21 protein-coding genes are annotated in these 20,287 nt (G+C 32.8%); 6 read left to right on the forward strand and 15 right to left on the reverse strand.

Annotation, left to right across the window (positions count from 1 at the left end):
- Window positions 1-95 precede the first annotated feature (95 nt).
- Together AX016_RS06850 and AX016_RS06855 are read left to right on the forward strand one after the other, a co-directional pair.
- The gene (locus AX016_RS06850; protein WP_100894910.1) at window positions 96-455 is read left to right on the forward strand and encodes a lipocalin family protein; all 360 of its coding nucleotides are present in this window, start codon (window positions 96-98) and stop codon (window positions 453-455) included.
- 93 nt (window positions 456-548) lie between these two features.
- Window positions 549-1,355: a DNA/RNA non-specific endonuclease gene (locus AX016_RS06855; protein ID WP_100894911.1), complete on the forward strand. Its 807-nt coding sequence runs from the start codon at window positions 549-551 to the stop codon at window positions 1,353-1,355.
- On the opposite strand, the gene rodA is transcribed toward AX016_RS06855, so the two are convergent.
- From rodA to AX016_RS06890, 7 genes are all read right to left on the reverse strand, one after another.
- Window positions 1,352-2,635: a rod shape-determining protein RodA gene (gene rodA, locus AX016_RS06860; RefSeq protein ID WP_100894912.1), complete on the reverse strand. Its 1,284-nt coding sequence runs from the start codon at window positions 2,633-2,635 to the stop codon at window positions 1,352-1,354. The genes AX016_RS06855 and rodA overlap by 4 nt on opposite strands.
- A gap of 36 nt (window positions 2,636-2,671) precedes the next feature.
- The gene (locus AX016_RS06865; RefSeq protein WP_100894913.1) at window positions 2,672-4,552 is read right to left on the reverse strand and encodes a peptidoglycan D,D-transpeptidase FtsI family protein; all 1,881 of its coding nucleotides are present in this window, start codon (window positions 4,550-4,552) and stop codon (window positions 2,672-2,674) included.
- A complete protein-coding gene (gene mreD, locus AX016_RS06870; RefSeq protein ID WP_100894914.1) occupies window positions 4,549-5,058 on the reverse strand; it encodes a rod shape-determining protein MreD in 510 nt (169 codons plus the stop codon). Before mreD ends, AX016_RS06865 begins: the two co-directional genes overlap by 4 nt.
- Complete coding sequence (mreC, locus tag AX016_RS06875; protein ID WP_100894915.1) at window positions 5,058-5,870, reverse strand: rod shape-determining protein MreC; 813 nt, start codon at window positions 5,868-5,870, stop codon at window positions 5,058-5,060. Before mreC ends, mreD begins: the two co-directional genes overlap by 1 nt.
- Before the next feature lie 65 nt (window positions 5,871-5,935).
- Window positions 5,936-6,964, reverse strand: a complete 1,029-nt coding sequence (locus tag AX016_RS06880) for a rod shape-determining protein (protein ID WP_013620356.1) — start codon at window positions 6,962-6,964, stop codon at window positions 5,936-5,938.
- Between the two features lie 56 nt (window positions 6,965-7,020).
- Window positions 7,021-8,553, reverse strand: coding sequence for a bifunctional phosphoribosylaminoimidazolecarboxamide formyltransferase/IMP cyclohydrolase (purH, locus tag AX016_RS06885; RefSeq protein WP_100894916.1), 1,533 nt, complete (start codon window positions 8,551-8,553; stop codon window positions 7,021-7,023).
- A gap of 95 nt (window positions 8,554-8,648) precedes the next feature.
- Entirely contained in the window at window positions 8,649-9,101 is a 453-nt protein-coding gene (locus AX016_RS06890; protein WP_100894917.1) for a GAF domain-containing protein, read from the reverse strand.
- A gap of 176 nt (window positions 9,102-9,277) precedes the next feature.
- On the opposite strand from AX016_RS06890, the gene AX016_RS06895 reads away from it, so the two are divergent.
- From AX016_RS06895 to AX016_RS06905, 3 genes are all read left to right on the forward strand, one after another.
- Window positions 9,278-9,682: an HYC_CC_PP family protein gene (locus AX016_RS06895; protein ID WP_100894918.1), complete on the forward strand. Its 405-nt coding sequence runs from the start codon at window positions 9,278-9,280 to the stop codon at window positions 9,680-9,682.
- 115 nt (window positions 9,683-9,797) lie between these two features.
- Window positions 9,798-12,047, forward strand: a complete 2,250-nt coding sequence (locus AX016_RS06900) for a TonB-dependent receptor plug domain-containing protein (protein WP_100894919.1) — start codon at window positions 9,798-9,800, stop codon at window positions 12,045-12,047.
- A 12-nt stretch (window positions 12,048-12,059) separates the two neighbouring features.
- On the forward strand, window positions 12,060-12,413 hold the full coding sequence (locus AX016_RS06905) for a heavy-metal-associated domain-containing protein (protein WP_100894920.1): 354 nt from the start codon (window positions 12,060-12,062) through the stop codon (window positions 12,411-12,413).
- A 73-nt stretch (window positions 12,414-12,486) separates the two neighbouring features.
- Here AX016_RS06905 and groL read toward each other — a convergent pair whose 3' ends face one another.
- The 8 genes from groL to miaB form a co-directional block, all read right to left on the reverse strand.
- Window positions 12,487-14,118, reverse strand: coding sequence for a chaperonin GroEL (gene groL / locus AX016_RS06910; RefSeq protein WP_100894921.1), 1,632 nt, complete (start codon window positions 14,116-14,118; stop codon window positions 12,487-12,489).
- A gap of 108 nt (window positions 14,119-14,226) precedes the next feature.
- A complete protein-coding gene (locus AX016_RS06915) occupies window positions 14,227-14,505 on the reverse strand; it encodes a co-chaperone GroES (RefSeq protein ID WP_100894922.1) in 279 nt (92 codons plus the stop codon).
- Window positions 14,506-14,644: 139 nt separating this feature from the next.
- Window positions 14,645-14,995 carry a preprotein translocase subunit SecG gene (gene secG / locus AX016_RS06920; protein ID WP_100894923.1) on the reverse strand — a complete coding sequence of 117 codons (351 nt, stop codon included), beginning with the start codon at window positions 14,993-14,995 and terminating at the stop codon, window positions 14,645-14,647.
- A gap of 3 nt (window positions 14,996-14,998) precedes the next feature.
- Window positions 14,999-15,154: a hypothetical protein gene (locus AX016_RS17340; protein WP_232732603.1), complete on the reverse strand. Its 156-nt coding sequence runs from the start codon at window positions 15,152-15,154 to the stop codon at window positions 14,999-15,001.
- Between the two features lie 115 nt (window positions 15,155-15,269).
- Window positions 15,270-16,040 (reverse strand): hypothetical protein, encoded by a 771-nt coding sequence (locus tag AX016_RS06925; RefSeq protein ID WP_232732604.1) that lies wholly within the window; start codon window positions 16,038-16,040, stop codon window positions 15,270-15,272.
- A gap of 4 nt (window positions 16,041-16,044) precedes the next feature.
- Window positions 16,045-16,575, reverse strand: a complete 531-nt coding sequence (locus tag AX016_RS06930; protein ID WP_100894924.1) for an LptE family protein — start codon at window positions 16,573-16,575, stop codon at window positions 16,045-16,047.
- Between the two features lie 4 nt (window positions 16,576-16,579).
- Window positions 16,580-17,860, reverse strand: a complete 1,281-nt coding sequence (locus AX016_RS06935) for a sigma-54 interaction domain-containing protein (RefSeq protein ID WP_100894925.1) — start codon at window positions 17,858-17,860, stop codon at window positions 16,580-16,582.
- A 4-nt stretch (window positions 17,861-17,864) separates the two neighbouring features.
- Window positions 17,865-19,307 (reverse strand): tRNA (N6-isopentenyl adenosine(37)-C2)-methylthiotransferase MiaB, encoded by a 1,443-nt coding sequence (gene miaB, locus AX016_RS06940; RefSeq protein WP_100894926.1) that lies wholly within the window; start codon window positions 19,305-19,307, stop codon window positions 17,865-17,867.
- Between the two features lie 142 nt (window positions 19,308-19,449).
- Here miaB and AX016_RS06945 point away from each other — a divergent pair, with 142 nt between their 5' ends.
- On the forward strand, window positions 19,450-20,217 hold the full coding sequence (locus AX016_RS06945; protein WP_100894927.1) for a hypothetical protein: 768 nt from the start codon (window positions 19,450-19,452) through the stop codon (window positions 20,215-20,217).
- Window positions 20,218-20,287: the final 70 nt, after the last annotated feature.

Consider the following 20,287-nt stretch of genomic DNA (forward strand, 5'->3'; position numbering starts at 1 on the left):
GCCTAGTTATTTATTTAGCTAGGCATTTTTTATTTTAATACTATTGTTATAATAACTGCGTTTAAGGTTATAATTAACTTAAACCATAATTTATTTTGAAAAAACTAATCCTTATTTTATTTGCCATTGTATTAACTACAAGTTGTTCTAAAGATGATGATTCATCAAGTATTGTAGGTACATGGGCAAACGATTTTTCAGCTTCTTTTGAGGGGCAAGAAGAACAGACTTCTAGAGACGAGTGGAAATTTGCATCAGACAAAATGGGCACTTATAAAGAAACTAGTAACGGAGATTTAAAATTTAGTACAACTTTTACTTGGTCTAAAGATGGAGATAAATATTATGTAGAATACCTAGAGGGTAGATCTAATGATGTTTTTAAGATAGTGAAGCTTGCTGGTTACACAACCTTAGAAGATGAAAATGGTTATACAGCTGCTATTAGAGATTAGAGTTGCAACCATATTACAATAAAAAAATAAAGCTTTCAAGGTTTACTTTGGAAGCTTTATTTTTGGTGTTAATTAAAATAGATTCGAACTAAAATGAATAAAAAAACTACTTATTTAGTTTTAATGTTGCTGTGTACGGTTGGTTTTTGGCTGTTTAATAATTTTTATACGCCAGACACTTATTCAGATGATAGTGTAAAAAATACAGAAGAAGGCAGGTGCTTTACTAATTATTTACAGCCATCATCTACAACAGGTGCTGTGGTACAGCACAATTACTATACCTTATCTTATAAAGAAAAGTATGAGCAGGCAGAATGGGTGGCTTATGTTTTAAGAAAACAAGATTTAACCTATGATGATAGAAAAAGGCCATATTTTATTGAGGATCCTAAAGTAGCAACTAAATCTGCAGATTGGCGTAATTATAAGCGTTCTGGTTATGACAGAGGACATCTTTGCCCTGCTGGCGACCGTAGATTTTCTTTACAAGCCTATAACGAGACATTTTACACAAGTAATATAACTCCACAGAAAAATGATTTTAATGCGGGTATATGGAACAGATTAGAGAAAAAAGTAAGACAGTGGGTAAAAAAAGATAAAGAGCTCTACATCATCACAGGAGGAGTTTTAAAAGGCAATATGGATGAGATAGGAGATGAAGATGTAGCGGTTCCTAATTCTTTTTATAAAATTATAGTTAAAGGGAGAAAAGACAATTTAAAAGTAATTGCATTTTTATTTCCTCATAAAGAAAGCAATAGGCCTATAAGTTCTTTTTTAGTTACTGTAGATAAAATAGAAAAAGAAACGGGTATTAACTTTTTTAAAAGCTTACCTGGAGCACAAGAGGAAGAGTTAGAAAGAGAGATTGTAAAAAACGGTTGGGAGTTTTAATCCCACTCTTTTAGTCGGTTTGCATCTAATTTTAAAAATATAAACAAAAGAAGTGTAAAGCCTAGTAACCCAGACCCACCGTAACTCATAAATGGTAAAGGAATTCCTATAGTTGGCACTAATCCAATTACCATACCTATATTTATTAAGTAGTGAAAAAAGAGAATAGATATTACTCCATATCCATATATTCTACTAAAAGCATTTTTTTGCCGCTCAGCAATATAAACCAATCGTAATAATAACACAGAAAATAACAAGACAACAGTAGATGTGCCTATAAAGCCCCATTCTTCACCTATAGTTGTAAAAATATAATCTGAGTGTTGTTCTGGTACAAAATCACCTTTTGTTCTGGTTCCTTGTAAAAAACCTTTACCTGTAAACCCTCCAGACTCAATTGCTTTTTCAGACTGGTAAGTATTGTATCCTATTGTTTTTCTTATTTCTTCTAATTTTTTAGGGTCTTTTTCAAGTCTAAGCCAAAGATTAAATCTATCCCTGTGGTGTTGTTTAAAGACAGAATCAAAAACAAATCTTACAGATAAAGAAATTGTAACCGAAACAACAAAGAATAGAATAATTGGTACAGGAGATACTTTAACTCTTTCCTTTTTAGTTAAATAAAATAAAGCAATTAAAATACTAACGCCTATAACAACCCATATAGTGCCAAATTTTAGTGTTGCCATAAATATTAGTAGCATTACCAATCCAATTCCTAGATAGTATAGAGGTAAACCCTCTCTAAACATAACAAAAGTTAAAGCTAAAAAAATGATACTACTTCCAGGATCTGGTTGCAATCCAATTAATACTGCAGGTATTATTAAAATACCAAAAGCATATAGTTTGTCTTTTTGCCTTTTAAGGTCTGTTTGTATATCACTTAAATATTTAGCTAGTGCAAGTGTAGTTGCAACTTTAGCAATCTCTGATGGTTGAAGGTTAAAAAAGCCTAAGTTGTACCATGATGTAGCTCCTGCTATAGTTTTTCCAAAAGGGAAAAGGCCTATTAACAAAAGAATACCAATGGCGTAGATAATGCCAGAAAAACGCTCAAATAGGTTTGCTTCTGTTGCAAAAATAAAAATTATCGCAAGTATGCTAACGCCAATAAAAAAGGCTTGTTTGCCATAAAGTGTTCCAAAATCAAATATAGATGGGTTGTTTTCTGAAAACGTACTAGAGTAAATACTTAGCCAGCCAATAACGGTTAAAGCTAGGTATATAAGTATACTAAGCCAATCTATTCTTTTTAAAAAGGTGTTTCCTGCCATAAAGGAGTTTTCTGCTAATTTTTGATTGCTAAAAAGTTACCAAGCTCTTTCATTAATAGGAAAAGGTTCGCCACTGTAAGGTTTGGCATATTCTTTTTCTAATGTTTTTTCTAGCATTCTCTTTTCTAAGTCTTTACGGGTAATTTCTCCTTTCAGGTATTTTTCTATCATTAAAGATGCAATATGTCCGGCGTATCTACCTCCAAAATAACCGTGTTCTATAAATATAGCTATTGCAATTTTAGGATTTTCTACCGGTGCAAAAGCAACAAAAATAGAGTGGTCAGTTAGCTGAGTTCTTACTCCGTTTATTCTGGTAAAATTTTCTACAGTACCTGTTTTCCCGGCAATATCAATACCGGGAACTTGTAGCCAATGCGCTGTACCGCCAGGAGTTTTATACACATCCTCCATACCTTTAATTACCGGATCAAAGTTTTCTTTATCTATTGTAGTGTATTTTCTTTGAGTGTATTCCGGATTTGTAATTGGCTCTCCTTCTATTTTTTTTAGAATATGAGGGGTATAGTAATATCCTTTGTTGCCTATTGCCGCTGTCATATTAGCTAATTGTATAGGTGTTACGGCAACTTCTCCTTGTCCAAAAGAAAGAGAAACTATGTAAGACCAAGACCATCTGTTGTCTCCATAAATTCTATCATAATATTCTTTTCCTGGTATTCTTCCTCTACTTCCGGTAGGTAAATCTGTTCCTAGATATTCTCCTAAACCAAAGCTTTTAACGTGTTTTTGCCAAACATCCATAGCTTCATCAGTGGTGTCAAACTTGTCAAAAATTTGTTTAAAAGTGCCAGCGAAATAGGCATTACATGATTGGTAAATGCCGCTATTCATATTTCTTAATCCTCCACCACAGTGGCAACCTCTTTTTGTTCTGTTTTTACCAACATAAAACCCATTGTAGCAACGTATTGTTTCGTCTGGTGTCATTACATTTTCTTGTAAAGCAATAAGAGCGTTAATTACCTTAAAAGGAGATCCAGGAGATTCTTGTGCAAGTAAACTTCTGTCCCAAGTTGGCTTGGCAATACTGTCATAATATAATTTTGTATAATTAGCAGAACGTTTTCTACCTACTAAAAGGGCAGGATCATATGTTGGGCCAGATATTAATGATAATATTTCTCCAGAACTTGGTTCTAGAGCAACAATACCACCGTGTTTACCAACCATTAATTTTTCTCCGTATTCTTGAAGTTCTTTGTCTATAGTAAGTTGTATCTCTTTTCCTGGTTCGGGTAAAGTATCTAAAGCTCCGTTTTTGTAAGGGCCTATATCTCTGTTAAATCTATCTTTTTGTATGTACTTTACGCCTTTTCTTCCGCGTAGTATATCTTCATATTGGTTTTCTACGCCAGTTTTTCCTTTTAATTCACCTTGAGTATAGTACGGATTCTTTTTTAAGTCTCCTGGCGTAACTTGACTAATGTAGCCTAGAGCATTTGCGGCACTTTTTGTATCATAATATCTTAAAGACCTTTTTTGAATATAAAAGCCTTCGTATTTGCGCATTTTTTCTTGTAATCTAGCATAATCTTCTTTTGAGAGTTGAGAAACCATTACATATGGTAATCTAGGAGAACGAATTCTTGCGGTCTTTATATTTTTAATGAAAGTGCTTTTATCAATCCCTACTAAATTGCAGAACTCTATAGTGTCTAATGGTTTTACTTCTCTTGGTATTACCATTACATCATAAGCTGCTTGGTTTGCTACAAGTAATTTTCCGTTACGGTCGTAAATATAACCGCGTTCAGGAAAGTCATAAATAGCTTTAATGGCAGCATCTTCTAAAATTTGATTTGGAGAAAAACTAAAAATTTGCAAATAAGATAGTCTTCCTAAAAAGGTAAGACCTATTAAGATAATGAAAGATGAAAGAAGAATTTTTTTCATTTTTTCTGAATACTAAACAATGATTTTATTAGTAGGCAAAGGAGTAAGGATGCACTACCAACAATTAAAACTTTCTTTAAAATTAATAACAAATTATTGAAACTAAAAATTTCTAGAGAAAAGAAAATCAAATGATGAAATAATATTAATAAGGCTAAAAAAGTAACCTGCTGTAATGTAGTTGTAGAGGTCATTTTAAAGTTTTGAAAATCGTAGTTAACCCCAAAACAAAAACGCATTATTCCAGATCTTAAATAAGCAATTGTTAAACATGCGGCCGTATGTATAGCCATAGTGTCAGATAAAAAGTCTATGGTAAGACCAAGAAAAAAACTAACAACAAGTAAAATAGACAAATTTTCTTTTACAGGATACCAATAAAAAAACAAAATGTAGACCATAGGGTTTATAAACCCTAAAAAGTTAAGGTTATTAAAAACCAGTACTTGTGCTAGAACAAGAAAGAGAAACCGAATAATATGTAGTGCAAGTTTATTGTTTAGCATTATTTTATTCTCTTTTCTAATTCTTTAATTTCTACAATGTCTTTATTTTTTATGATGTAAACATTTTTAATATTAGCCATATCCTGAAATAAGGTTATGTTAATATGGTATACGTTTTCAGATTTTTTTAAGCTGTAATCTTTAATAACGCCAATAGGAATATCTTTAGGGAAAATACTAGAACTAGCTCCTGTAACAATAGTATCACCTATATTTAGCTTAACTAATCTAGGGATATCTGTTAGTTGTACCGTATTAAAATTTTTAGTATCCCAAATAAGAGAGCCAAAATAATCTAAGTTTTTAAGTTTGGCATTAATTGTAGACTTTGTATTTAGTATGCTTTGTACTAATGAAAAATTGTTAGATGTATGGTCTATAATACCTAAAATACCATTAGACGTTATAACACCCATATCTTCTTTTATATTCTGATTTTTACCTGCGTTTATAGTAATGTAGTTTTTAGATAGCGAGTAGCTATTTTTAATAACATTTGCTTTAATTACATTGTATGTTGAGGTAGAATCTGTTTTTAGACTGTCTGGACTAACAATATTTTTATTAAAAAGTAAATTACGTAGCCTTTTGTTTTCCTCTAAAAGAGTGTTGTTTTCTTCTTGTAAAGAAAAGTAAGTAGACACATTGGTAGATGTTTGGTAAATATTACCAGAAAACCAATTTGTAGAATTCAAAAACTTAGATTGATGATATGAGTTTGCCTGTACCGTAAAACCCAATGCAATTAGTAATAAAAAAACATACAGTAGTCCGTTTTTGTTTCTTATTAAAAAGTTGATAATTTGCTGCATTCATTTTACATATTTGGCGGTATAAACTTAAGCTTATACTTATGTTATAAAAACATCCTAATTAATTATTTAATTAGGATATTCTTATAACGTTCTAAGTTTTTAAGAGCAATACCTGTTCCTCTAACAACTGCGCGTAAAGGATCTTCTGCTATATATACGGGTAAATCTGTCTTTTGGGATAACCTGCGGTCTAATCCTCTTAACATAGATCCACCACCTGCAAGGTAAATACCTGTGTTATAGATATCTGCAGCTAATTCTGGTGGAGTCTGAGATAAAGTTTCCATTACCGCATCTTCAATTCTTAAGATAGATTTGTCTAAGGCCTTAGCAATTTCTCGGTAAGAAATAGAAACCTGTTTAGGTTTACCTGTTAATAAATCTCTACCTTGTACAGACATTTCTTCAGGTGGTTCTTGTAAATCTTCAGTAGCAGAACCTATTGTTATTTTTATGTTTTCAGCAGTACTTTCACCAACATAAAGGTTGTGTTGTGTACGCATATAATAAATAATATCATTTGTAAATACATCGCCTGCAATTTTTACAGACTTGTCACAAACAATACCACCTAATGCAATAACAGCAATTTCTGTAGTACCACCACCTATATCTACAATCATATTACCTTTAGGCTGCATAATGTCTAATCCAATACCAATAGCTGCTGCCATAGGTTCATGAATTAAATAAACCTCTTTACCGTTTACACGTTCACAAGATTCTTTTACTGCTCGCATTTCTACTTCTGTAATACCAGAAGGAATACAAACAACCATACGCAATGCAGGCGGAAACCATTTCTTTTTTAATGCAGGTATGTTTTTAATAAACATATTTATCATCTTTTCAGACGCATCAAAATCTGCAATTACACCATCTTTAAGTGGTCTAATTGTTTTTATATTTTCATGGGTTTTACCTTGCATCATATTGGCATCTTTACCAACTGCAATTATTTTTCCGCTAATTCTATCTCTAGCAACAATAGAAGGGCTATCTACAACAACTTTGTCTAAATGTATTATTAGTGTATTAGCTGTTCCAAGATCTATAGCTATCTCTTCTGTAAAAAAATCAAAAAATCCCATGTATTATATATTGGTTTCTGGACTAAAAGTAAGTTTAATCGACGAATGTAACAAAATTAATGTTTAAAATGACGTGTGCCAGTCATTACCATAGAAATTTTGTTTTCATTGCAATAATCTACACTTAATTGGTCTTTTATAGAGCCACCTGGCTGTATAACGCTTGTAATACCATTTGTACCTGCAATTTCTACACAGTCTGGGAATGGGAAAAAAGCATCACTAGCCATTACCGCTCCGTTTAAATCAAAATTAAAAGATTTTGCCTTGTGTATTGCTTGGTTTAAAGCATCTACTCTAGAGGTTTGTCCTGTTCCGCTAGCGCATAATTGTTTTCCTTTAGCAAGTACTATTGTATTAGATTTTGTGTGCTTACATAATTTAGAAGCAAATATTAAATCTTCAATTTCTTCTGCTGTAGGTTTTGTATCTGTAGCATTTTGTAAATCTGCAACAGTATCTGTTTTATGATCTTTATCTTGTACTAAAACACCGTTTAAACAAGTTCTTACCAATGTTTCTGGTAAAGTAACATCATTCTGTACTAAAATAATTCTATTCTTTTTACCCTTTAATACTTCTAAAGCATCAGCGGCAAAACTAGGAGCAATAACAACCTCACAAAATAATTTATGAATTTCTTCTGCTGTAGCAAGGTCTATTTCTTTGTTACTAATTAAAACTCCACCAAAAGCAGAAACAGGATCACCAGCTAAAGCATCTACATAAGCTTGGTGTAATGTTTCTCTAGAAGCTAAACCACAAGCGTTGTTGTGCTTTAATATTGCAAACGTAGGTTCATCATTTTTAAATTCACCCATTAGGTTTACGGCAGCATCCACATCTAATAAGTTGTTGTAACTTAATTCTTTACCGTGTAGTTTGTTAAACATTGCTTCAAAATCTCCGTAAAAGAATCCTTTTTGGTGCGGATTTTCTCCGTAACGTAAAGCCTTCCCGTTAGTTTCGCTAATTTTTAAAACAGTTTCTTCTTGCTCTTTATTAAAGTAGTTAAAAATAGCAGTATCGTAATGAGAAGATACATTAAAAGATTTGGCAGCAAAACGCTTACGATCTTCTAAAGTAGTTGTGCCGTTACCAGTAGTAATTATATCTAAAACTTCACTGTAATCTTCCATAGAAGAAACACAAAGTACATCTTTAAAGTTTTTAGCAGCGGCTCTAATTAAAGAAATACCACCTATATCAATTTTTTCAATAATATCTTGCTCTGGTGCACCACTAGCAACAGTTTTTTCAAAAGGATATAAATCTACAATTACAATATCTAACTGAGGAATGTCAAATTCAGTTAACTGAGCCTGATCATTCTCGTTTTCTTGTCTATTTAAAATACCACCAAAAACTTTAGGGTGCAAGGTCTTTACACGTCCTCCTAAAATAGATGGGTAGCTAGTTACATCTTCTACAGGTATAACATTAATTCCTAAGTCTTTAATAAATTTTTCTGTGCCTCCAGTAGAGTAAATTGTTATTCCAAGTTCGTTAAACTTTTTTACTAAAGGTTCTAAACCGTCTTTGTGAAAAACAGAAATTAATGCTGATGTAGCTTTTTTTGTGGTACTCATTTTATGTGCTTATTGTTAAAAGATTGAATAAGGACACAAAAGTAATTTTTTTGCGATTAAGAACGGCAATGGTTTATCAACAAAAACACAAAGTTTTAAAGAATTTTAGCAACTTCTGCACATATAAACTCTAAAAAGTCTTCATCTTCTTTAGAAAAAGGATCTGGAGTGCCAGAATCTATGTCTATTTGCCCTACGTTTTCTCCATTAACAAAAATAGGAATTACTATTTCTGCTTTTACACTTATGCTGCAAGCAATATAATTGTCTTGTGCTTGTACATCCGGAACAACAAAATTTTCATTAGATACAGCAACTTGTCCGCAAATACCTTTTCCAAACGGTATAATTACATGGTCTGTTGGTTCGCCAACATAAGGGCCTAGCTTAAGTTCGTTTTTATCACCATTTTTAAAATAAAAACCTACCCAATTGTAATACGGTACGTTTTCTTCTAGTAGCTCGCAAATAGCCAAAAGAGTCTGGTCTTTATTGCCTTTGTTGTTTTCTATAATAGTTAAAACTGATGGTTTAAGCTCTTGTAACATTGTGATGTTCTATAATTTTTATGCAAAAATAAATCTTAATTTTTGAATTTGCATTATTATTTGTTTGAATAAAGTCGATGATGAATAACAAAACTAACTTAGTACACAACATTTAATACTACTTTGGCAACCAAAACTGTGCAAATAAAACTTTTTTAGCTACTTTTGATGTTGTAATGAAACAATTAGTACATAAAATAACAACTATAGCACTTGCATTATTAGTGCTGCTTTCTACGGTATCTTTTGCTGTAGAAAAACATTTTTGTTGTGGCGAGTTAGTTTCTGTGTCTGTATATCCAGAAGATTTTGGCTGTGGAGAAAGCGCTTTTTTAACCGTAAATAATATTACTGAAAATAATTGTTGTACGGGTATTTTAGAGGCAGTAAAGGGTCAGGATAGGTTAACTATTGCTTCAGACAAAAACGAAAAAGTAATAACAAAATATGTTATTACTTCCATTTCTTATTCAGCTCCTAGTACTGAAATTGTATTTCATCAAAAAGCTAGGTTTGTAAAGTATGTGCCGCCACTTTTGGTACAAGATGTGCAAGTAGCGCATCAGGTTTTTAGAATTTGATTTTTTTATTGGTTTATGTTTTACTACGCATATTGCTTCAATAGCAATTGTGAAGAGGGTTTATGTTGTGTAAACTTTAAAAATATGTTTCAATGATTAAAAATCAATTTTAAAAATGCAAAAAATAGTTTTTATTCTTCTTGTGTTGCCACTCTTTGTATTATCGCAAGGGCGTGTAACGGGTACAATATTTGAAGAAACAGCTAAAGGAGAAACACTGCCTTTAACAGGTGCAAATGTATATTGGCATAATACCAGTGTTGGTGTTATTACAGATATAGATGGTGGTTTTTCTATTCCATATAAAAAAGAATATTCTAAATTAATAATAAGTTATGTTGGTTTTAAGACCGATACACTTACTATTACTAAACCGGGTAAAATTACCCATAATCTGCAATCAACTAGTACATTAGATGAGGTTACAATTACCGCAAAAAAAGAAGCTACAACCAAATTGTATTTAAAAGCAGAGAATACAATGGTTGTTGGTAGTGATGAGTTGCTAAAGGCTGCTTGCTGTAACTTGTCTGAGAGTTTTGAAACTAACCCGTCTATAGATGTAAATTTTGCAGATGCAGTTTCTGGCACCAGGCAAATTAAAATGTTGGGTTTAACAAGTCCTTATATATTAATAGCTACAGAGAACATACCATCTGTACGTGGAGCATCACAAGCATATGGGTTAAGTTTTATACCTGGTACTTGGGTAGAAAGTATACAAATTACCAAAGGTATGGGTAGTGTAATAAATGGGTATGAGAGTATAGCAGGACAAATAAATGCTGAGCTTAAAAAACCTTTTGAGGATGATGCCTTGTTTGTAAATATTTACGGAGCAAGTAGTGAGCGTTTTGAAGTGAATACACACCTAAATACTAGAATAGGAGATAAGTGGAGTACGGGTTTGTATATACACGGTAATAGTCACGATAAAAAACATGATGTTAATAATGATGGGTTTATGGATATGCCTATCTACAACCAAATTAATATCATGAATAGGTGGCAGTATATAGATGTAGAAAAAGGATTTGCTACTTTTTTTAATTTTAAATATTTAAATGATGAAAAGCAAACAGGGGAGTTAAATTTTGATCCGGATACAGACAAGTTAACTACTAATGCTTGGGGGAGCGAAATTAATACAGAGCGAGCTGAGTTTTCTGCAAAGTTTGGTTATGTTAACCCAGAATTACCTTGGCAGGTTTTAGGAGCACAGTTTGCAGCAAGTAACCACAAACAAGACTCTTACTTTGGTTTAAACATATATGATATTGAGCATACCAGTGTGTATTCTAATGTAAATTACAACTCTATAATTGGGGACTCTAGACATAAAGTGAAAACTGGGATTAATTTTACGTATGATAAATATGATGAGTTAGTTTTGGAAGATAACTATGCGCGAATAGATAATTCTGTTGGTGGTTATTTTGAGTATGGTTATGATAATTTAGAGAAGCTAAATATAACAGCAGGTGTGCGTGTGGATAACCATAATAGGCTTGGTTTTTTTGTGACTCCACGAGTACATTTACGTTATTCTCCTTGGGAAAAATCAGCCCTAAGAGCTTCTTTTGGAAGAGGTAAGCGTACTGCTAATATTTTTGCAGAAAACCAGCGTATGTTTGCTACAGGTAGAACAATTAAGATTGATGATGATGGTGGTAATATATATGGTTTAGATCCAGAAATTGCTTGGAATTACGGAGTGTCTTTTTTGCAAGGCTTTAATTTGTTTGATAAAAAAGGTGATATTTCTGTAGATTTTTACAGAACAGATTTTGAGAATCAGATAGTTGTAGATTGGGAAAATCCACAAGAAGTTAGTTTTTATAATTTAGAAGGTGATAGTTATGCAAATAGTTTTCAGACAGAATTAAATTATGAGGTGTTTAGTAATTTTGATTTGCGAGTAGCTTATAAATTATATGATATAAAAACACAATACAAGTCTGCAAAGTTAGAAAGGTCTTTAACGCCAAAGCATAGGTTTTTTGCTAATGCATCATATAAAACAAAAGGACATGGTTTTATTAAAAAGTGGAAGTTTGATACTACTTTTAATTGGTTAGGTACGCAACGTTTTTCATCTACTTCTAGTAGTGCAGAAGAATATCAATTACCGGCTTACTCACCAAGAGTAGCTACTTTAAATGCGCAAATAACAAAAGTGTTTTCTTCTAAATTTGAAGTTTATGTAGGAGGTGAAAATATAACTAACGTTAGGCAAAATATGCCAATTGTAGGAGCTAATGATCCTTTTGGCTCTAATTTTGATACTACATTTGTATACGGGCCGGTTTTTGGAAGTATGTATTATGCAGGTTTGCGATTTAAATTAAATAAGTTTAAAAAATAAAATATAAAAATTATGAAAAAAATAGCTGTTATAGTAATGATGTTGTTTGCTTATGTTTCTTTTGGGCAAAATAAAAATGCAAAAGGAAGTTTAGAGGTAAATGGTGTTTGCCAAATGTGTAAAGACCGTATAGAAAAAGCTTGTATAAAAACCAAAGGTGTAAAAAGTGCTATTTGGAATGTAAAAACTCATGAGCTTAAAGTTATTTTTGACGAACGAAAAACTAACTTAGATTCTATAGAAAGTAGTGTTGCGGCTGTTGGTCATGATACTAAAAATTTAAAAGCTCCAGATGATGTATACAACAGCTTGCATGCGTGTTGTTTTTATAGGGATAAAGAAGTTCAAGATGATCATAAAGAGTAGTTGTAATACTCTAAAAAGCAAAACGCTCCAATGAAAATTGGAGCGTTTTTAGTATTCTTAAGTTTGTAAAAGATTACATCATACCTGGCATACCACCACCCATTGGAGGTGCAGCAGCTGGTGTATCTTCTTTAATATCTGTTAAAGCACACTCTGTAGTTAAGATCATACCAGAAACAGAAGCAGCATTTTCTAATGCAACTCTAGTTACTTTTTTAGGATCTATAATACCTGCTTTAAGCATATCTGTGTAAGTTTCTGATTTAGCGTCGTAACCAAAATCTCCTTTACCTTCAATAACTTTAGCAACAACAACAGAACCTTCTCCGCCAGCATTTTCTACAATTGTACGTAATGGAGCTTCTATAGCTCTAGCAACAATTTGTAAACCAGTTTCTTCGTCTGCATTTTCTGCTTTTATTTTAGATAAAACAGCCTTAGCTCTAACTAAAGCAACACCACCACCAGCAACAATACCTTCTTCTACGGCAGCTCTTGTAGCGTGTAATGCATCATCAACTCTATCTTTTTTCTCTTTCATCTCTACCTCAGAGGCAGCACCAACATAAAGTACAGCAACACCACCAGCTAATTTAGCTAAACGCTCCTGTAGTTTTTCTTTGTCGTAGTCAGATGTAGTAGTCTCTATCTGAGATTTGATCTGATTAACTCTTGTGCTTATTGTAGCAGCATCACCAGAACCATTTACTATTGTAGTGTTGTCTTTATCTATAGCAACTTTTTCACAAGTACCAAGCATATCTAAAGTAGCGCTTTCTAAAGAGAAGCCTCTTTCTTCAGAGATAACTGTACCGCCAGTTAAAATTGCAATATCTTCTAACATAGCTTTACGTCTGTCTCCAAAACCAGGAGCTTTAACTGCAGCAATTTTTAAAGATCCACGTAACTTGTTTACTACTAAAGTGGCTAAAGCTTCACCGTCTACATCTTCAGAGATAATTAATAAAGGCTTACCAGATTGAGCAACTGGCTCTAATACAGGTAAAAGATCTTTCATTGCAGATATTTTTTTATCAAACAATAAAATATAAGGGTTTTCTAATTCTGCAACCATCTTTTCAGAATCTGTTACAAAGTAAGGAGAAAGGTAACCTCTGTCAAACTGCATACCTTCTACAACATCTACATAAGTATCTGTTCCTTTAGCCTCTTCTACAGTAATAACGCCTTCTTTACCAACTTTGCCAAAAGCTTGTGCAATTAGTTCGCCAATAGTTTCGTCATTATTTGCAGAGATAGATGCAACTTGTTTAATTTTGTCTGAAGAATCACCAACTTTTTTAGATTGCTTAGCAAGGTCTTCTACAATAGCTTCAACAGCCTTGTCTATACCTCTTTTTAAATCCATTGGGTTTGCACCTGCAGCAACATTTTTAAGTCCTTCTTTTACTATAGATTGTGCTAAAACTGTAGCGGTAGTTGTACCATCACCAGCTAAATCATTAGTTTTAGAAGCAACTTCTTTAACCATTTGTGCCCCCATATTTTCTAAAGGATCTGCAAGCTCTATTTCTTTAGCTACAGATACACCATCTTTAGTTACGGTTGGTGCTCCAAAAGATTTGCTAATAATTACATTTCTTCCTTTAGGGCCTAATGTTACTTTTACTGCGTTAGCTAAAGCATCTACACCTCTTTTAAGGCCGTCTCTAGCTTCAATGTCAAATTTAATATCTTTTGCCATCTTTTATTATGTGTTTTTAAGTTTTGCTATTAGCTTTTGGCTAATAACATAAGTTTGATTATTAATTAAGAGCTAAGAGTCATTACAGACAAATAGCAAATAGCTATATTAGATAATAGCTAAAATGTCGCTTTCTCTCATCATTAAATAGTCAGAACCTTCTAACTTTAATTCTGTACCGGCATACTTACCGTAAAGTACAGTATCACCAATTTGTACAGTTATTTTCTCGTCTTTAGTTCCCGGGCCAACAGCAACTACTTTACCTTGTTGAGGTTTTTCTTTAGCAGTGTCTGGAATTATTAATCCAGAAGCCGTTTTAGTTTCTGCTGCCATCGGTTCAATTAGCACTCTATCTGCCAATGGTTTAATGTTAACTTTAGCCATATTTTATGATTTTTTAATATTAATTTTTCTGGTGTTATATAGGCAGAAATTGTGCCATAGCGTAAAACTGACAAGTTGTAAAACAAAAAATGCCAGCTTGTCATAAGCTGGCATTTTTAATATATTTTAAGGGTACGTTTTACTTAATGCTGTCCATTAAGTTAGTGTCTGTACCTTCAGGAGCAGCTGTATCTGTAGCAGCAGGAGCTTCTGTATTTGTTTCTTGTAATAATTTAGAATCTGAGTTAGTACCCTTACCAGGCAATGCAACGTTAGACATTAAAATTAGTATAACTAATAAAGCAGCTAAAGTCCAAGTACTTTTATCTAAAAAATCTCCAGTCTTTTTAACACCACCAACTACTTGGTTTCCACCGCCGCCAAAAGAAGAAGATAATCCGCCACCTTTTGGGTTTTGTACCATAATTACTAACATTAGTAAAAGCGATACTATAATAATAAGAACTAAAAATATTGTAAACGTACTCATCTGTTATATGTTTTCTTTTTGAATTTTTTCTACCGATTTTATTCGGTTTGCAAAGAAACTACTTTTTTCTGGATATTTCAAACTTAAAATCCTATAAGCTTGAATTGCTTTTTTGTATTTTTTTTGTTCTAAATATACCTTAGCAAGTGTTTCGGTCATTAACTCGTCTTTATTAAGTTTTACCGAACTAGAAATATCTACTTTAGTTTCTATATTTTTTGCAGGTTTAATTTTAGGGTTTGTCTTTATAAACTTGTCTATAAGGTCAAACTTTTTATTTTTTTTTTTGCTTTACTTCTTCAACAATTACTGGCTCCTCTTTTATTCCTTCTTCAATTTTATCCTCTTCATCATCTGGCTTAGGGGTGGTAAGTTGTAGCCATTGAGTAAAAGAATGTTTTTCTTTTTTTGTAAAGTTAAGAGGCTCACCAATATTTAGTTTTTCGCTTTCGGTTTTTTCTTCCTCTGGTTTTTCTGTCAGTAGAAGTTCTGTGGTTTCTTCTGTTCTGTTTTTTAGAGCATCTTCCTGAGCTTTAACTTCTAACTCATCAATATCATTAGGAGTTTCTAATTGTTCAACAGCAATAGCTTCTTCTTCTTCTTCTTCTTCTTCTTTGATTACCTCTTTAGTCTCAAAAAGGGCGTCATCTAAAATCTTTTCAGCATCATCTATGTTTTGTGGTAAAGGCTTGTCTTCACTTTCTTCTAACATATTTGGTGGAGATGCCACTTCTTCAGAAACTACATTTAGTTTTTTGAGATTAGCGTTTTCTCTAATCTCTTTAATTGTTGCAGTATTATTTAGAAATTCTGGAGACGTTATAAAATCGAATAAAACATCCCTGTTGGTAGTGTGTGCAGCCGTTACTTTTAAAGCGTTATTGTATTTAAAACTATTGGTGTTTTTAAGGCCTTTTAAATGAATAGCGTGCGCAGCCTGAAAATAAGGGTAGTCTGTGATAATCTCTTCTAGCTGGTTTATTTGAGCTACAGAGTTAATGCTTTCTGGTTGTTGTAATAAATGTGTAAAATCTGTTATTTTCATAAAACTACCAGTCTGCTAAAGATTTGCTAAAAATATCCTGTGTAATACGCTCAAAAATTTCAGCGTGTGCTTCAGCTTTTACAGAAGCCAATAAAGAGTTTGCAGGGTAATCATAAAAGAATGAAAAACGCTGTTCAAAGTCTGAGTCTTCTTTTGTTTTATTGTAAAAACGTACATTAACCGTCATAGTTAATCTGTTTTGTGCCGCTGTTTGTGCCGCTGTAGCTGTCATTGGAGAAATACGGTATTCTACAATTTCACCTTCGTATACTAAATCTCCGTTAGATGTAGTTAAACTTACGCTTGTTTGACTTCCTATTAAATCTTGTAAGGCATTTGTAAAATTCCTATCTAGTCCAGGTTCTACAGTAGAACCTGCACTTTGCGATGCGTAGTTTTGAAAAAAGTTTACCTGGAAAGATTTAGCATCACCAACGCTACCACCTGTAAAATTGTAACCAACACTTTTTAGTCCGCATGCTTGTACTGTGCAAACAATAATTAGTAAAGCAAGTATGTTTTTTATGTTTTTCATCTAGTTATAAATCAAACTGTTTTATTTTTCTATATAAAGTACGCTCAGAAATACCTAGCTCGGCAGCAGCAGCTTTTCTTTTTCCACGATTTCTTTCTAAAGATTTTTTAATAAGTTCTATTTCTTTGTCTTGTAAAGATAGGGTTTCTTCCTCTTCTATTTCTTCTGCAAAATGGTATTTATCATCTAGTGGTGTTACAGGAGATATAACCTCTTCTCTTTCTCTGCTAGGGTTGGGTAAGTGTAAAATTTCTGAAGGAGAACTTTCTGCCTCTTCATAGTCATCTTCTTCGTGGTCCCCGTATATTTTCTGAATTAAGTGCTCGTTTTCTTCTTGTACTTTTTCACTATCGTTATTTTTCATTAACTCTAGTGTTAGTTTTTTAAGATCGTTAAGATCTGCTTTCATATCAAAAAGAACTTTGTATAAAATTTCCCTTTCGTTGCTAAAGTCGCTCTCTTTTTTTTCTTGATTTACAACAGCAGGTAAATTTGTGTTACCACCGTTTGGTAAGTAAGAGTGTAGGGTAGCAGCAGAAATATTACGATCTGATTCTAAAACAGAAACTTGTTCGGCAACATTTCGTAATTGTCTAATGTTACCTGCCCAACGGTATTTTTGTAGTATTTGCACAGCATCATCAGATAAACGTATTGTAGGCATTTTGTATTTCTGACTAAAATCTGATGCAAATTTTCTAAACAATAAGTGAATGTCTTCTAAACGCTCGCGCAAAGGCGGTAGATTTATTTCTACAGTACTTAGTCTGTAATACAAGTCTTCTCTAAATCTATTTTTTTTAATGGCTTCAAACATATTTACGTTTGTTGCGGCAACAATACGTACATTGGTTTTTTGCGTTTGTGAAGAACCTACTTTTAAAAATTCACCATTTTCTAGCACACGTAACAGGCGTACTTGTGTTGTTAAAGGTAGTTCACCAACTTCATCTAAAAAAATGGTACCACCATCTGCAACCTCAAAATACCCTTTACGGGTTGTTGTAGCACCTGTAAAAGCACCTTTTTCATGACCAAAAAGTTCACTGTCTATTGTGCCTTCTGGTATGGCGCCACAATTAACAGCAATATATTTTGCGTGTTTTCTGTGTGATAATGAGTGTATTATTTTGGGAATAGCTTCTTTACCAACACCACTTTCACCGGTAACTAATACAGAGATATCTGTAGGGGCAACTTGTATTGCTTTTTCTATGGCTCTATTAAGTTGTACATCGTTTCCAATGATCTCAAACCTTTGTTTTATTGCTTGTATAGATTCCATTTTGTTATTTTTTTACAATACTACCTAAAAGGGTTCCTGTGGTGCAATCTTCAATTTTTACGCTTATAAATTGTCCTACTTGACTAATGCCATCTTTTGGAAAAACAACAACAGCATTTTGGGAGTTCCTACCCATCCAATGTTCTGTAGATCTTTTAGATTCGCCTTCAATTAAAACTTCATCAATTTTACCTAAACGTTGCTGTAACCTGTAGCCAGAGTGTTGCCTTTGTAATGCTATAATTTCTGCAAGCCTCCTTTTTTTGTCCGCTTCTGGCACGTCATCTTCTAATTTACGAGCGGCCATAGTTCCTGGTCTTTCAGAGTAAGAATACATATAACCAAAGTCATACTTTACATATTCTAGTAAAGAAAGAGTGTCCTTGTGGTCGTCTTCGGTTTCTGTTGGGAAACCAGCAATCATATCCTGAGAAATAGCACAATCAGGAATAATTTTTCTAATGTTGTCTATTAAGGTAAAATATTCTTCTCTTGTGTGTAAGCGGTTCATAGCTTTTAAAACTCTATCACTTCCGCTTTGTACAGGTAGGTGTATGTGGTTGCAAATATTATCATATTTGGCCATTGTTTTAATAACATCTAAAGTTAAATCTTGTGGATTAGAAGTAGAAAAACGAATTCTCATTTCTGGTTGCGCTATTGCTGTCATTTCTAATAAATTAGAAAAATTAACAGCAGTTGCTTTTTGCATATCTGTAGCTTGGTCAAAATCTTTTTTCAATCCGCCACCATACCATAGGTAGCTATCTACATTCTGACCTAAAAGTGTAATTTCTTTGTAACCTCTGTTCCAAAGGTCGTTTACTTCTTCTAAAATAGATTGTGGCTCTCTACTACGTTCTCTACCACGAGTAAAAGGAACAACGCAAAAAGTACACATATTATCGCAACCACGAGTAATAGATACGTAAGCAGAAATTCCGTTTGTATTTAAACGTACAGGAGCTACATCGCCATAAGTTTCTTCTTTAGATAGGATAACGTTTATAGCATTACGGCCTTCATCTACTTCTTTTATTAAATTTGGTAAATCTTTGTAGGCATCTGGACCTACAACCATATCTACAATTTTTTCTTCTTCTAAAAACTGACTCTTTAAACGCTCTGCCATACATCCTAAAACCCCAACTTTTAAGTGAGGCCTAGTTCTTTTAACAGCGTTAAATTTTTGTAAACGCTTGCGTATGGTAAGTTCTGCTTTTTCTCTAATAGAGCAGGTGTTTACTAAAACAAGGTCTGCATCTTCTAAAGTTTGTGTGGTGTTAAAACCTTCTTTTGCTAAAATAGATGCTACAATTTCACTATCAGAAAAATTCATAGCACACCCATAACTTTCTATGTATAGTTTACGTGTATTATCTTTTTGGTTTTCTAATGTTAAAGAATTACCCTGTATTGTTTCGTCTATTACCTTCTCTTCTGCCATATCTAAATCTACTACTAGCTTGTAAAAGCACAAAGATAGTACTAAATCTAAAAAAGTGACAATTTGACAGTTAAATTTAATGAATTTTTAGCGGTAAAATCGCAGTTAAGTTTATTTTTGCTTTTTTAAACAAATTTTAGATATGAATTTTTACGACGTAGAGGGGAAAATAATTACAAAGCCAGCATTAGATTTTGGTGCTCTTTTTAATAAAGGTATAGAGTTATTTAAAGTGGTTTGGTTACCAGGCTTTGTTACGGTGCTGTTTAGTACATTGTTAACATTGTTGCTTGTTTTAGTTATGTACACGCCTTTAATAGCACTTGGTATTTTTAATGCAGAAGCATTTGAAAGTCAAGAACCGCCTATTGCTTATACTTTTCTTTCAATGTTTTTAATGCCGGTTATTGTGGTGTGTATTTTTGCTGTAAACCTGTTGTTAATGGCTGGTTTTTATAGAATATGCAGGGCTAAAGATGCAAAACTAAACACAGATGGTCATTTTTACTACTTTAAAAAACAATACATAAGTAAAGCTTTTGTTTTAGCATTAATAACTATTGGCTTAGCTATAGTGGGTATGCTTGCTTGTGGTGTAGGTTTAATTTATTTAGGTGTGCCATTGGCTTTGTTTCCTGTGTTTTTAGCTTTTGAAGAAGAACTGTCTGCTTTAGAAATAGTAAAAGCTAGTTTTGCTTTAGGTAATAAAAATTGGTTGGTGCTTTTTGGAGTTACCTTTGTAATGGGGTTAATAGCACAACTTGGTGTAATATTATGTGTAGTAGGAATTTTGTTTACAGCAATGCTTGCTAGAATTCCTATTTATTATGCTTATAAAGACGGTGTAGGTTTTAAAGATGATGATACCGAAGATAGGTTAAAAGCGCTTGCTTCCTCTCCTGAATTATAAGTGCTTAATATATTCATTTTTGTAATAATTAATTATATCGTAGTAATTTTTGCATTACAAAACAATGAAA

This window comes from Cellulophaga sp. RHA19 (assembly GCF_002813425.1).
Taxonomy (GTDB): domain Bacteria; phylum Bacteroidota; class Bacteroidia; order Flavobacteriales; family Flavobacteriaceae; genus Cellulophaga.